Origin of the sequence: Streptomyces sp. MUSC 14 (assembly GCF_001866675.1) — a bacterium.
GTDB lineage: Bacteria > Actinomycetota > Actinomycetes > Streptomycetales > Streptomycetaceae > Streptomyces.
This window is the reverse complement of sequence record NZ_MLYN01000047.1, coordinates 70,472-83,127: the sequence shown is the minus strand read 5'-3', so window position 1 is coordinate 83,127 and position 12,656 is coordinate 70,472. Positions and strand designations below refer to the sequence as shown.

11 protein-coding genes and 3 pseudogenes are annotated in these 12,656 nt (G+C 68.5%); 6 read left to right on the top strand and 8 right to left on the bottom strand.

The features are described 5' to 3' along the window. Window positions 1-357: 357 nt before the first annotated feature. The 3 genes from BIV25_RS28915 to BIV25_RS28905 all read left to right on the top strand — a co-directional run bounded on the left by BIV25_RS28915 (window position 358) and on the right by BIV25_RS28905 (window position 2,089). The gene (locus tag BIV25_RS28915) at window positions 358-882 is read left to right on the top strand and encodes a GNAT family N-acetyltransferase (RefSeq protein WP_079176954.1); all 525 of its coding nucleotides are present in this window, start codon (window positions 358-360) and stop codon (window positions 880-882) included. Window positions 883-1,562: 680 nt separating this feature from the next. Further along, window positions 1,563-1,760: a DUF6247 family protein gene (locus BIV25_RS53280; RefSeq protein ID WP_256256165.1), complete on the top strand. Its 198-nt coding sequence runs from the start codon at window positions 1,563-1,565 to the stop codon at window positions 1,758-1,760. Beyond that, window positions 1,757-2,089, top strand: coding sequence for a hypothetical protein (locus BIV25_RS28905; RefSeq protein ID WP_256256164.1), 333 nt, complete (start codon window positions 1,757-1,759; stop codon window positions 2,087-2,089). The genes BIV25_RS53280 and BIV25_RS28905 overlap by 4 nt, the downstream gene beginning before the upstream one ends. A 95-nt stretch (window positions 2,090-2,184) precedes the next feature. Here BIV25_RS28905 and BIV25_RS51415 read toward each other — a convergent pair whose 3' ends face one another. The 3 genes and pseudogenes from BIV25_RS51415 to BIV25_RS50490 form a co-directional block, all read right to left on the bottom strand. Further along, on the bottom strand, window positions 2,185-2,352 hold the full coding sequence (locus BIV25_RS51415; protein WP_177235450.1) for a VOC family protein: 168 nt from the start codon (window positions 2,350-2,352) through the stop codon (window positions 2,185-2,187). Between the two features lie 585 nt (window positions 2,353-2,937). Next, a pseudogene (locus tag BIV25_RS53275) lies at window positions 2,938-3,567 on the bottom strand (transposase); the annotation flags it as partial. A gap of 64 nt (window positions 3,568-3,631) precedes the next feature. Further along, complete coding sequence (locus tag BIV25_RS50490; protein WP_143076720.1) at window positions 3,632-4,714, bottom strand: hypothetical protein; 1,083 nt, start codon at window positions 4,712-4,714, stop codon at window positions 3,632-3,634. Window positions 4,715-5,377: 663 nt separating this feature from the next. On the opposite strand from BIV25_RS50490, the pseudogene BIV25_RS54590 reads away from it, so the two are divergent. Both BIV25_RS54590 and BIV25_RS53270 read left to right on the top strand, forming a co-directional pair. Beyond that, window positions 5,378-5,584 (top strand): annotated as a pseudogene (locus tag BIV25_RS54590) (transposase); the annotation flags it as partial. A gap of 121 nt (window positions 5,585-5,705) precedes the next feature. After that, complete coding sequence (locus BIV25_RS53270; RefSeq protein WP_071375380.1) at window positions 5,706-5,924, top strand: DDE-type integrase/transposase/recombinase; 219 nt, start codon at window positions 5,706-5,708, stop codon at window positions 5,922-5,924. A gap of 381 nt (window positions 5,925-6,305) precedes the next feature. Here the strand turns inward: BIV25_RS53270 and BIV25_RS28885 are convergent, their stop codons facing one another. From BIV25_RS28885 to BIV25_RS53265, 5 genes are all read right to left on the bottom strand, one after another. Then, on the bottom strand, window positions 6,306-7,880 hold the full coding sequence (locus BIV25_RS28885; protein ID WP_071375379.1) for an amidase family protein: 1,575 nt from the start codon (window positions 7,878-7,880) through the stop codon (window positions 6,306-6,308). Next, the gene (locus BIV25_RS28880) at window positions 7,877-9,097 is read right to left on the bottom strand and encodes an MAB_1171c family putative transporter (protein WP_071375378.1); all 1,221 of its coding nucleotides are present in this window, start codon (window positions 9,095-9,097) and stop codon (window positions 7,877-7,879) included. Before BIV25_RS28880 ends, BIV25_RS28885 begins: the two co-directional genes overlap by 4 nt. Before the next feature lie 15 nt (window positions 9,098-9,112). Then, entirely contained in the window at window positions 9,113-9,667 is a 555-nt protein-coding gene (locus tag BIV25_RS28875) for a hypothetical protein (protein WP_256256163.1), read from the bottom strand. 46 nt (window positions 9,668-9,713) lie between these two features. Further along, a complete protein-coding gene (locus tag BIV25_RS28870) occupies window positions 9,714-10,163 on the bottom strand; it encodes a hypothetical protein (RefSeq protein ID WP_071375377.1) in 450 nt (149 codons plus the stop codon). Window positions 10,164-10,721: 558 nt separating this feature from the next. Beyond that, on the bottom strand, window positions 10,722-11,207 hold the full coding sequence (locus tag BIV25_RS53265) for a DUF5937 family protein (RefSeq protein WP_256256159.1): 486 nt from the start codon (window positions 11,205-11,207) through the stop codon (window positions 10,722-10,724). Between the two features lie 314 nt (window positions 11,208-11,521). Here BIV25_RS53265 and BIV25_RS54585 point away from each other — a divergent pair. Beyond that, window positions 11,522-12,316, top strand: a pseudogene (locus BIV25_RS54585) (aldo/keto reductase); the annotation flags it as partial. Between the last annotated feature and the right edge of the window lie 340 nt (window positions 12,317-12,656).

The window sequence follows — 12,656 nt, the reverse complement described above, 5'->3', positions numbered from 1 at the left end:
GGCACGCCTGCCTCGGCATGAGCGACAGGGCGCCCGAGGCGGCGCGAGAGGGCTTGGAGGATGCACGCCCGCACGGCTGCGCGGGGAACAGTGCCGCTCAGCCAGTGACTCACCGCCGACTCGTCGTAGCGTGGGGGTCCGGTCACGGCGCCCACGCGGTTCACCGCCAGCGCGAACTGGCAGTGAGTCCAGCAGCTTTCGGCGAGCAGGCGTCCGTGAGTAATTGTCAATACCAATTGCCAATACCTGTGGATCAGTTGAGCTCGCTCATGCGGCGGTGAGTGCCTGTGCTTCTTCCAGGGCAGCCCCTTTGGGGCCGGTCGATGCCGGGGCACACGCCTGTGCGAAGATCGCGGCGTGGACGATCTATGTTTCCGTCTCGCTGCCGACGCCGATCTTCCCGCCCTCGTGCGCCTGCGCGACGACGCGGCCCGCTGGATGCTTTCCCAAGGCGTCACCGGCCAGTGGCAGCCTGGTGAGCTGGATGGGGACCACTTCCGCCGGGTCATGGAGAGCGGGCAGGTATGGGTCGCGGAGGCTGCCGATCGTGTGGTCGGAGCCTGGGAGCTCTGGTGGGACGACGAGGACGCCTGGGGGCCGCAGCCGCCGACTGCCGGCTATGTGCACCGGCTGATGGTGGACCGCAGGAGAGTCCCGCCCGGGACAGGGCGGCAGCTTCTGCGGGCCGCGGAGCGCCGTGTGGCCGAGGCGGGACGTCCGTTGGTCCGTCTGGACTGCGTGGCCACCAACGGCCGCCTGAGTGCGTACTACCTCAACGCCGGCTATCGGGTTGTGGGACGCAAGGAGGGTAAGCCACAGCCGGGCGGTACGCCGAAGGCGTTCACACTCCTTGAAAAGTCCGTAGGGGATGACTTGAGGTAGCTCAAGCGGGCGAGGAGCAGTTCGGGCTGCGTTGCTCTTGGGACTGTTGACGAAGTGCCCGCGTTCGAGGCGGGCCCCGGCGCGGTCCAGGGCGATGAGGCGGGATGCGTTCACACCCCGTCACCACGGCTGGCCGGACTCGGCGAGCTTGACGACCATGACCAGGACGGCGTCCGCTCTACCGGCGGCCCCGGGTGACCTTGGTCCGCAGCCGGACGGAGAGATCGAGTCCCAGGAGTGCGACGTGTGGGTGGCCGCCCTGAGTGACGACTACTCCACAGGCGCCGACCACGTCGGCCAGACATCCCCCACAGCTGACCACCCACAGGATCCCTTCGCGAACCTGCCGGTGCGGATGCGGGCTTGGGGCGTGCCGGTGAGGTGGGGGTGGCTGGCCTGCTCAACTACCTCGCTGGCGCCTCGGACGGCCTGGACGTGCTCGCGCAGCGGGACGTCCAGGCCATCGCTGGCTCCATGACCCAGCAGGAGGGATCTGTCCCATGCCCGCTTCCACGGCGACCCGCCGCGCGTACCGTGGCGGTACGACCCGCCCGGGAGGACCAGATGAGCGCACAGCCTGACCACGCCCCTCACGCTCTCCATGCTGCCTCCGCCCCGCTCCCGGGACACCGGCCGAACTCCTCGCGCAGCTGCGCGCCGACCGGCGTGCCGGCACCTGGGTGTCGGCCATCGAGCAGGAGTGGGCGGCCGCGCTGGAAGAGTCCCGCCGCACCTTTTCCCTCGCCGCCCTGTACGGGGTCGTCCAGGAGTGGCAGGGCCGCATCGCCTCCGCCCCGGCGGTCGACGCGTTCGTCGCCTCCGGCTACGACGACAGCCAGTTCGCCGACGTGGCGGAGCTGAGGGGAAGGCGACGGTGACCGAACAGCAGCCGTACGCGGTCCGCTTCTCCGCACAGGCCGCCAAGGTCCTCTACACCCTGCCCGAGCACGTCGAAGACGCTGCGTGGGACGTCCTGGACGCCGCCGCGGCCGACCCCTGGGGTCTTGGACAGTGGAACGCCGACGACCCCGAGGGCGAGAACGTGCGCCACGCGTCCGTCGGCCGGCTGTCCCTCACCTACTGGGTGAATCGGCCGCTTCGCCGCCTGTCCGTCCTGACCAATGTCCGGCTCGGGCAGCCACCTGTGACAACGCCCCGCCCTGGCATCGCAGCGGCGACGATGTTGGTTGATTCGGGGTCCTCGTGACACCGGTCCCCCAGATCCGGTCGTGGTCCGGGAGACCGACGTTGTCGTAGGAGAAGGGTGTGAACGCCGCCGGACCGCATCCGCGCTGGAGAACGTCATGCTTCGTGATGGGGGTCGAGTACCACCCTGAACCTGTTGCCTTCCGGATCCGTCATCAGGGCTTCCACGGGGTCGTGGAGTTCCACCAGAGAGGCGCCCTTGGCGATCAGAGTCTGAACCTGCTCGGCGACCGTTCCGGCAAGGACGGTGACGACCGGCAGCACAGCCGGAGATTCCGCTTCGCCGATACTACGCTCCAAATCCCGGAATACTGCCCCAGAACCTGATCATTTTCTCCGGGTCTACGGCTTCAAAATGAAGATGCACGCCGCTGTCTCGCTTTCATCTCTGTGACCGGCGGTGCCGCACTTCTTGCCACGCTCTTCTTCGTGCCCGGGGTGCGGCGCATGACGCCGGCCGGACGTCGGCTGTTGCTGACTGCGGTGGCGTGTCCTGTCCCGCTTGTTCTGGCTGTCGTGACCTGGTTGGGCGCCGGCTGACCCCTTCTCCTGCTTCGCATGGGACCGTTCACAGGGCGGATCACTGCAACGCTCGTGGTGACGAGGCGCGCGGCCCATCCACCCGCCGAACTGAGCACCGTACTCGGCGAGAGACGCCAACTCGAGCGCCCAGTCACATCTCCTCCCCGTCGACGAAGCCGTGGTCGAACCTGTGGAGCGCAGGGGCAACACGCGACGGATGATGCCGCTACGCGACGTGCAGCCGGCGCGCGCCTTCTCGACGCAGGAATCACGGCCCTTGCACACCTGGACGGACCGGGCTTCGTCCCGGCCCGCGCCGGACTGGGGGGCGCGGGTTGAGCCCCGGACTGCGTTCTCCGCTTCTTGGTGTGGGCTGAGGTGCGTCTGACCTCGTCGTTCGCAGTGTGGGATGAACAGGCCGGTGCCCTGGTATCCGCCGTCGGCGATGGTCGGTGCGCCGCGCCAGGCCCGGTCGACTCCGGACTCCGTGAACGCCCGGCAGTCATTACGTCTGCCGGGCAGCGGCAGGGGCGATCGCCACCACCATACGGCGGTTGGCGTCGACCACGACCTGCAGGTTCGTCGAGTACCGATAGCTCTTACCGGAGGCGGCCACGCTGCGATCACGGGTGGGTACGAAGGTGCCGTCGACGATGTAGGTGGTGTCTTTGCACGGTCGCCGGGCCGGCGAGATGGCCAGCAAGGGCGCCAGGTGATCGAGGATGCGGTCGGCCGCAGACTTCGAATCCCCGAACTACGGTGCCACCTGCCGCAACGTCAGGTTCGCGCGCCAGTACGCCGCTACCAGCAACACACGGTCCTCCAGCGGCAGCAGCCAGGGACGGCCGCGCTGAACGTCCCCACTGCCGCCCGCACCAACGCCACCAGCCTGGCGAACTGACGAACTTGATCTGTGCGAACTCCACGTGACGTACGGCTGAGGCATCTGCGTGTCAGTTGTGGGTGGGCTGCTCGGCCTTGGCCAGGCCGGGCAACCCATCGGTGCTGCGGCGATGCGGGGTCAGCGCGCGAACCAGGCGAACGCGTCGTCGGAGACTGGAGAGGCAGATCCGACGTCCCAAACCGGAGTTGACGCCCCGTCCGACGCGTGAATGGTCACGTTGCCAGAGGCCAGTGCGGCCGCATCCTTAGACTCCGGGCTGACCACATCGTCCGAACCCAGGGCCGCTCCGTCATCCGACCGTTGAGAGGCCCCGTCGTCCGCGCCTGGAGGGACAGCTCCATCGCTCGAACCCGGAGAGGATCCGGATGGGTCGGTCGACTGAGTCGGATCGGAGGACTGTCCCGGGGACGCATCGGATGCGTCAGCCGACTGAGACGGATCGGACGTCTGTCCTGGGGCAGGCTCAGCCCCTTCACCCGGCAGATCCCGCTTCTGACGGGACTTGGCATCCGATCCTTGAGAGGAGCCGTCGTTGAGAGGCTGGCCATTGGCATCGACCGGCGGCAGCCCATTCATGGCCCGGGCCGCGTTCCAGTCCGCGACGGACCCGCGGAGGGGCCCGGGATCCGATGCCTGGGAGGATGCATCGCTCGACGTCTGAGGGGAACTGGAGTCGGGCTTCTGTCCGCCTTGGGCCTCCTCCGACCCGTCGTGGAGCATCGAATCGAGCTTCGTCGCGCCCGCAGCGGTACCCGCACCGATGCCGCGCAGGGTGTTGAGCGTTTGTATCTCGGCCGGAGCGAACTTGGCCGGTGACGGCAGCACCATGCCGACGGTCAGGTCCCGCAGGCCCTTCTCCAGCCCTGTCAGCTCCCGTTGCGGGCACAGAGGCTTACGGCTGAGGTGAGCCGCATTGTTTCCGGTACATCCCGGATCGCCACTGTGCTCGTTGGTGGTATGGGCCGCCCCCAGCAGCTCGGAAACGCCGAAGGTCGTGAAGTCGTTCACGCCTCGCGTGACTGCCTCCTCCGTCTTGCTGGGCGGCTCGGCCGGGCAGATCGGCTTGAAGCTGAAGCGGGCTGCCGGACCTGCCTTGACGCAGTCCTTCTTGACGACGGACGCCGCATTGTTGTCGGCAGCGGACGCTGCCGACGCGGCGGTGAGGCTGTAACCAGCCAGGCCGGCGGCCAGAGCCGTCACCGCGGTCCCTCGCGCCGCTAGACGGCGGGTCTGGCTCTGACTGGGGGCGCGGTGTTTGCCACGTGCGCGCTTGGACATGCAGGCTTCTCCTGTTCGCTATGTGAATGACCGGCAGACTGCGGGCAGTGCAGCCGCTCATGGCTCGTTGGGCTCTCAAGCCATGAGGTGAACGCAAGTGCTCCGGCCGGACATTCATGAGTCAAGGTGATGGCGCAGCCGAACCGGAAGAGTGCCAGCCTCTTCCTTCGGGAAGAACCCGGCACGATCCGGTGGATGACCTCGGTCCCAGCCCTGAATACCTACGGAGTCGGCGCTTGGGCGCAATGGACCGTGGGCGCGCGGGGCGTCATCGGCGATGTCGTATAGCCCGCCGGGCAGCAGGTCACGGTGGCGGTGCGACGGGTCCGCTTCCTCTGACCGGCCCACGCCTGCCGCCTCGGGCGGCCGGCTGGCCATGCCGGGCGGGCCGAGCTGGAGCGGCTGCGGCGGGAGGTGACGGAGAAGAACAAGCGGATACGCGAGCTGGAGACGGAACGTGATGTCTTCAAACGCTGCATGGCCTTGTGGGTGAAGTAGCTGGATCGGACCCGGCCCGCCTGGCCGAAGCGATCAGCGACTGCAAGGCAGAGCAGAACATTCCGCACACCGTGCCGCGCGCTGGGCGTGAGCGAGTCGCGGTTCTGCAAGTGGCGAGGCAAGCCCGTCATCGCCCGCGAGGTGCGGCGCGGGCAGCCGGCCGTCGCGATCCGGCATTTCTTCGGCGCGGCGGGCGGCACCTACGGCTGGCCGCCGAAGGTCTGGATCACGCTCGTGCGCCAGGGCTGGCGCGTCTCGGTGAACACCGTCGCGAAACTCATGGCCGAACTCGGCCTGGCCGGGCGCAAGGTCTGCCGGCGCTGCGGACTGACCAGGCCGGCAGGCGGCCCGCGTTCCAGGACTTCGTGCGCCGGGATTTCACCGCCGAGGAACCGGACCCGTCCGGGCGGGCGACATGACCGGGATCGACATGGGTGGGGGCAAGCTCTGCCTGGCCACCGTGATCGATCTGTTCTCCCACCTCCTGCTCGGCTCTGCGATGGGGCACGACGCCGAGCTGGTGGTGGCCTCGCTCAACATGGCCGTGGCCACTCGGAGCGGTGATGTCCGGGGCGTGATCATGCGTACTGGCAGGGGCAGCGAATACTGCTCCCGAAAGTTCCAGCGTGCCTGACGCACGCTGGGGATCGTGCAGTTCATGGGGAGAGTCGGATCTTGCTTCGGTACCGCCGTGAGCGAGGCGTTCAACAGCGTGCTCCAGGTCGAGTGCGTCCACCGGCACACCTTCCGCACCCGATCACCGACTTCTACAACACCAGGCGCCTACACCGCGTGTGTGGGTTCAAGAGCCGATCGACTACGAACGCGACTACCGAGCCACCCTCGCCGAGGGACTGGCCGCCTGGATCATCTCCACGCTGCGAGGGGATTGGCTATCCGCAGATCCTTCGCGACGTGGGCGACCGGCTTCCCGGTCTCACGGACGTTCCGGACCGCCCCGGCCCGGAACTCCGCGTCGTACTTCTCGCGTGTCTTTGGCGAGCCGCAGACTCGGCTACGCCGAGAACACGGACGGCTGAGCCGGCTCGGGGAGCCGCTGTGCGAGGTGCTTGGCCGCATGGAGAACTGTGCGGTCGGCGAGATAGGGGCCGATGATCTGGACGGCGAGCGGGAGCCCGTCGTTGGTCTTGCCGGCAGGCAGGACGATGGCCGGCAGTCCGACCGGGCCGGCCAGGTTGAGCCAGCTGGTCTGGTCGAAGAACGGGCGCTTTTCGCCGTCAACCGTGATGTACCGCTGCGGGAGGGGAGTGCTGCTCTGGTCAGGGACGGCGGCAGTCGGCGTAGCGGGAGTGATCAGGATGTCGTGGTCCGTGAAGTAGGCGTCCCAGGCGTCGCGCAGCCTCTGCCGTGCCTCGTCGGCCACGCACCAGTCGCGGTGACGCATGGTGCGGGAATGGAGGAAGAACCCGCTGGGGTCGTCGGCGGGGATCTTCTCGGCAGCCGCGACGTCGGCTGCGAACGCGGCGTCGGTGGCGGTGGCCGAGGCAGTGGCGTACATGAGGCGCTGGAACAGCTTGTCGCTCTCGGCGAAGTCGACGGGCTTGGTGGAGTCGTCGACAGCGGCACCCAGTCCCCTGACGAGCTCGGCGACCTGGGCGAGGAGTGCGCGGCTGTCGCCGTCGATGCGGCAGTACGCGTCGTCCGCCCAGATGCCGACCCGGTAGTCGCCCAGCTTCTCCTTGGCCGGGGTCGGCAGATCGACTTTCCATCCGCCGCGGTCGGCGGGGGCGGGCGCGGCGATGACGTCCAGGAGGAGACCGAGGTCCTCGACGGTCCGGGCGATCGGGCCGAGCGTGATCATGTCGCTGCTGGTGGCCCAGCCGGGCAGGCGGGGGATGTGACCGCGGGTGGGCACGATCGGGCTGGCTCCGCGCGAGGTCCGCAGCGCGTAGACACCGCAGTACGCGGCCGGCAGGCGCAGTGAGCCGGCGAGGTCGGAGCCGACCTCCAGGCTGGTGAAGCCCGCGGCGACCGCGGCGGCCGGGCCGCCGGAGGAGCCGCCGGCGGTCTTCTCGGAGTCGAAGGGGTTGAGGGTCTTGCCGAAGATCGGGTTCGACGTTTGGATGTCCTGGCACATGGTCGGGACGTTGGTGTGGCCGATGATGACGGCGCCGGCGGCGCGCAGGAGGGCGACCGCGTCGGCGTCGCTGTCGGGGACATGGCCCGAGAGGCTGGGCGTACCGCATGTGGTGCGCATCCCCTCGACCTCGAGGGCGTCCTTCACCGTCATCGGCAGGCCGTGGAGCGGGCCGAGTACTTCGCCGGTCTCGGCGAGGTGCCGATCGGCCTTGTCGGCGGCCGCTCGGGCACCTTCCACGTCGAGCGTGATGACGGCGTTCAGCTCGGGGTTCGCCCGCTCGATGTGTTCCAGGTGCTGTTCCAGCAGGTCACGACTTGTGATCCTGCCCTCGCGCAGGGCGGTGAGCTGGTCGCCGGCGGACGCACGGCGCAGCGGGGCAGTACGGCGCGGGCTCGTGCCGGCGTGCGGCCGCGCACTGGCGGAGGTGCTCAGGGCGGTTTCGGCGGCGAGGGCAGTCGTGGTGGCGAGCACGGTGCGGCGGAGGATCACGGATGGGCTCCTGATGCGGTGCTGGGGAGATCGGTGGAGGGTGTCGCTGGGTTGGGCGGAGTGAAGAAGCCGGCGACGCGTTCGAGGTGAAGCTGTTCGTCCTCGGCTGTCGGCAGGGGCAGGTGGGCGTCCACGTACTCGACCGGCGTCTCGACGGGGGAGCCCGTGTGGAAACGGGTGAGGGCGGCGTGGATCTGGTCGGCGGTCACGGCCGCGACCAGGCCAGCGCCAGTCAGCCCTTCGGCCGCGCGCCGTGCTTCGGACTCGGTGCGTACAGCAGGGTCGAGGTAGCGGCGCAGCAGCTTCTGGCCGTGGCGGATCTCCGTGCGGCGTCGCAGAAGGGGAAAGTGTGCGCTGCGGGCGTGAAGGATGGAACCGCGCTGCGGGTCCGGTCGGAGCAGGGTGATTCCGGGGTGTGCCTCGGCCAGGGCGGCCCACAGATGCTGCAGGCGCCGGTAGGCGACGTGCGCGGATGCCCAGTTCCTGCCGTCTGCTATGCGGCGGGCGAGTGTGGGGAGGAAGTAGCCGATCTGGGTGAGGGTGGCGCCCACGTCGCCGCAGATCCAGGCGTAGGGGTCGAGACCCTTCACGCTGAATCCGAAGACCGCGCCGAGGACGGCCCCGATGCGGATGGCGCTGTAGCCGAGGGTGATCGTCGCGCCGACGGCCACGAGGCGCAGCCCGACGGCGATCGAGCGGTTGGTGGTCGCGTGGGCGTACTTCCAGCACGAGCAGGCGAGGTAGATCTGGGCCGGCGTGTAGGCGCTGATGTAGAGCCACAGGTACGCCTGGAAGTACGGATTGCCTGCGTAGTAGAGCGAGAAATCGAAGGGCCGCTCGGTGGTGGGTGCCAGGAGCGCGAAGAGCAGGGCCATGCCCGCGATGACGCAGGCCGCTGCGATGAGCATCCGCCGGCCGCGGCGCCGGGCGGCGTCGAGGGGCCTGGACCAGTAGGCCAGGACGGTCGCCTGCAGGGCGAAGACGAGGACGACGCAGCTCTGGGCGAGCGGCACAGCGATGTTCGGCACGCCGAGGATGCCGTCGATGCGCACCCACACCCAGGTGAGTGCGATGAAGTAGCTGAGCGCGGAGAACCCGAACGTGAAGGCGAGGACCACCAGGGCGGGGTCGCGTCTCCGCTTGCCCAGGTCGCGGAGCAGGAGGAGGAACCCTGTGCCGGCGATCGCAAGGCACAGGGGGTGGAGTATGTCTTTCACGGTGCTCTGTTCTGGTCAGCGCAGCAGCGTGCGGGCTATGGGGTCGTCGGCCTGGGAGCCTCGGGCGGCGGCCGCGCGAGCCTTGGACACGTGCTCCTGCAGGAGGGAGCCGATCATCTCCGCTTCGAACTCGTCGGGTTCGTCGTACTGGGTCCGGCCGAGGACCAGCTGAGCGGTGGCAGGGTCGATGTCCGTGATGAGGCCGCCGAGGCCGGCGATGTTCAAGGACTCCTTCTTGTGGCGGTGCTTGAGCATGTGGGCGAACTCGTGGCCGGCGACGATCTCGGTGTACGCCGCGCTGACCCCTTCGTCGTAGAAGAGGTAGTCCGTGTCGTCGGTGGCAAGCCACAGTCCGCACGGCGTCGAGGGGTCCAAAGAGTCCGGGTCCGAGAGGTCCGGCGTGAACGGCATCAACCGGATCTCTCGGTTGACCTTCCGCTCGATGAACGGACGCAATTCCAGGACGTTGTTGACGGCGGGAAGCTCAAGTTCCTCGACGAACGCTCTGCTGCGCCGCTCGACTTCTTCGGTTCGGTCGACGGGCCGGCGCGCACGGCGGCTGTGCCACATGCGTGTTCCTCTCAAGAGCCCCGTGGGAGTTGAGCGTAGTGGCTGGTCAGGAAAGGTCGTCTTCGGGGGAGGGGGGCAGGCCCTCCTTCTCCCGCACTGAATCAATCTTCTGCATCACCTCGTTGAGGCTGTGCGGGGACAGCCCGATGGCACGGAGTGCGATCTGTTTCACACCCGCCTGGCTGAGCTTGCGCAGCAGCTCGAACTGTTCGGCGACCTTGCGGGTCACCTCGTCCTCGACGAAGAAGCCGGCCTCTACGCCGAAGAACCGACCGAACAGCGGGACGAGCTTGACGGTGGGCGTCTTGCTGCCCTTGCGGAGCTGGCCGATGTACGCGCCGGTGATGCTCTCCTGGCCGTACGAGGAGATCGTCCGCGCCACGTGGGCGTTGCTGAACTCGTCCGCGCCTGGCGCCCGGACCCTGTCGAACAGGTAGTTCAGACGGTCGGCGAAGGACGCGCCAGGACCGGGTACGGGTACCGGGGGCGCCGGCAATGGCGTTTCACGGTCCGCTGTCTCGCCTGCATGGGGCACGATGCGCTGCTCTCTCTTGACGTAGCTAAACTATAGTTGACGCTGCGGCGGGCTGGAAGCTACCTTCACCTCCGCAAGCGGCGGGATTCTTCCTGGGCCACAGGGGAGCCCAGGAAGATGACCGTCAAAGGCGCACCTGTGACGAGTGAGTCGCAGGACGAGCGGGATCACCCGCCCCGGCTGCGTGCGGGCGAGATCAGTACCGGGGTGCAAGCCCCGGCTGGTCCTGCCGAATTCGTACCGCAGAGCGCTCGAATCCGGTGCGGCGCAACCGGTGCGAGAAGCGACGGGATGCACCGCTGGGAAGCTTGCTCCTCGGGCTCGGCGCAACATGCCGAATATTTGGCGGACACGCCCGGGAATACCGGGTTTCGGCGGGGTGAGGCACCTCGGGGCTGCGGAGCCGCGCCAGGGTGACGGTGTGCACAGACGCCCCGTTCGTGCGTGGGTGGCTGTTCATGACCCGACCAGGTCAAGTAGTCGGCTCCTGAAGTCCTTCGGGGGTTGAGATCTGAAGCTTCAGGGGGAGGCGGCTTCGAGGAGGGTTTCGGCGACGGTGGTGCGGGCGTAGAGGACGGAACGGCCGGCGCGGTGGGCCAGTTCGGTGGTGAAGGCCGGGGTCGCCAGTTCGGTCAGCAGCAGAGTGCGTGACCGGCCAAGGACAGAGGCGAGGGTGGAAACACCAGTGGCCGGCCGTGTCACCCATAGCGCACCGACACCTCGGGCCGGATAGGCGAGTTGCGGTGGATCCGGCGGTCTCACCCGGGTGCGCAGGCCGGGGCCGGTGAACGCAGAGGGCATCAGCAGCAGGCCCGTGCCCGCGGACTCGCGGGGCACGTTTCGTTTCCGTCGGGCCAGTCTGAGTGCGTTGTTGTCCCAGCTCACCGCGGCGTGCAGGTCGTTGAAGAGACGACCCGTGCCGTGCTCGGCGACGGTCCGGGCCCGGTGGAAGATGTCGGCCTCCAGTACGGCCCTGATCCGCGCCCAGTTGGGGGCGAGTGCCATTTCCCAGTGCGTTGCGATCTCCTGGTGACCCTGGCCAGACGGCCGGGCATGTCGGCGTGCGGGCTTGAGAGCCGTGGGCCGAGGTGTCCCTGGTGACGAGCGAGGTGGTCGAGGTCCTGGCGCACCCGGTCGGCGGGCGTGGCCGAGATCGCCTCCCACTCGTCCGCCGGTGTGGGGGCCGGCCCTGCGGGGGCCGGGGTCAGGAAGTCGGGGACGTAGCCGGAGGGACCGATCAGCTCGGCAAGCCATCCTCGGTCCAGGCCTGCGGCCATCACACGTGGCCGCACCTGCTCGATCCAGGGCCGGTGGACCGGATGCGTCGTGTTCGAAGCCAGCAGCCGGAAGCTGGGCGCGACCTCCCACATCGGCGAGATGGCGAACCGCACCTGCGCGAGATCGTTCGCCGAGAACGCCAGCTCCGCCACGACACCCCCCAACAGATTCAGGTATGCGTGAAACAATGGCCCGCCAGGCTACCGTGCACCGATCATCCCGCCATGACCTCACAGACGATCACTGCGGCAGCATCGGGGACCTGGAAGCTCGGCGACCAGACGGTCCACCGGGTCGGCTTCGGCACGATGCGCCTGCCCCAGCGCGGCGAGGCGTTCGCGTCCGCCGCCGTCCCGCGCGACCGCGATCAGGAGATCAACGTACTGCGCCGGGCAGTTGAGCTCGGTGTGAACCACATCGACACCACCGCCTTCTACTTCTCGCCGCTCCGCAGCGCCAACGAACTGATCAACCGCGCCCTCGCGCCCTACCCGGACGATCTGGCCGGCCTGCGGCTGCGCAGGATGCGCCGCGCCACCGTTTCGGATCCGGTCGCTTCGGAGGCCGCCGACCTCATCGGCCGCGATTTCACCGCCGCCGTGGTGAACACGAAGCACGTCGGCGACATCACTCATCTCCCGTTGACCGGCGGGAAGTTCCTCTATCTGGCCACGGTCATCGACCTCGCCTCCCGGCGCCTGGCCGGCTGGGCGATCGCCGATCACATGCGTGCCGAACTGGTCACCGAGGCCCTGGCCGCGGCCGAGCGGCGCCGCGCCAGCCTCGCCGGCGCTGTTGTGCACACCGATCACGGCGCCCAGTACACGAGCAGAGCGTTCACCGACGCCTGCCCCAGGGCGGGCGTGATCCGGAGCATGAGCGCTGTCGGCAGCTCGGTGGACAACACGCCTGCCGAGCCCTTCAATGCCACATGCGAGAGGGAGATCCCCAGGAGCGCGGTGCCTGGGCCGACGAGCGTGAAGTCCGCTTCTACCTATTCCGGTGGCTGCACCGCTACAACACCCGACGCCGTCACCCCAGCCTCGGAGAACGCGGTCGCGTCGCCTACGAGACAGCACTCGGCACAACATCAACTACCCTGGCCCAGGCCGCATAGCCCGTGTTCAAGATCCCGGGTCAAGCCCCACCTGCAGCCCGCGGCCAAGACCCGCATTC

Bases quoted from the DNA above. Each gene is read 5' to 3' on its own strand.
- BIV25_RS53270 (WP_071375380.1), top strand. From the start codon at position 5,706: ATGACCGGGATCGACATGGGTGGGGGCAAGCTCTGCCTGGCCACCGTG.
- BIV25_RS53265 (WP_256256159.1), bottom strand. From the start codon at position 11,207: ATGGCACTCGCCCCCAACTGGGCGCGGATCAGGGCCGTACTGGAGGCC.
- BIV25_RS28875 (WP_256256163.1), bottom strand. From the start codon at position 9,667: ATGTGGCACAGCCGCCGTGCGCGCCGGCCCGTCGACCGAACCGAAGAA.